This window comes from Vibrio sp. 1078-1, assembly GCF_033340475.1.
In genome coordinates this window covers 1-604 of sequence record NZ_JAWOWM010000565.1, presented here as the reverse complement: position 1 = coordinate 604, position 604 = coordinate 1, and the positions used below count along the sequence as shown (strand labels likewise).

General features: G+C 48.0%; 1 protein-coding gene. It reads left to right on the top strand.

Annotation, left to right across the window (positions count from 1 at the left end):
- Positions 1-604 (top strand): thiamine pyrophosphate-dependent enzyme (locus R7190_RS28810; protein ID WP_318138056.1); only part of this gene is annotated, 604 nt, incomplete at both ends.

Genomic DNA, 604 nt, shown 5'->3' with positions numbered 1-604 from the left:
CAGTACCTTAATGGGCCTAGGTGCATTTCCGGGTACTCACAAAAACTCGCTTGGTATGTTGGGGATGCACGGTACTTACGAAGCCAATATGGCGATGCATGAAGCGGATCTAATCTTCGGTATTGGAGTACGTTTTGATGACCGCACCACCAATAACCTTGAGAAGTACTGTCCAAATGCGAAAGTGATGCACATTGATATTGATCCATCGTCGATCTCCAAAAACGTCAAAGTGGATCTTCCAATTGTAGGCTCTGCGGAAAAAGTATTGACTACTATGCTTGGTCTACTAGCAGAGCAAGATTGTAGCAACGATGAAGCGGCGATCACTAAGTGGTGGGATGATATTCAAGTGTGGCGTGATCGTCAGTGCTTGTCTTACGAAACGTCGTCGGATCGTATCAAGCCACAGCAAGTCATTGAAACACTGCACAAGCTAACCAATGGTGACGCGTATGTGGCGTCTGATGTAGGCCAGCACCAAATGTTTGCGGCGTTGTACTACCCATTCAACAAACCTCGCCGTTGGATCAATTCGGGTGGCTTGGGCACAATGGGCTTCGGTCTTCCTGCTGGTATGGGCGTTAAGTTCGCGATGCCTGAA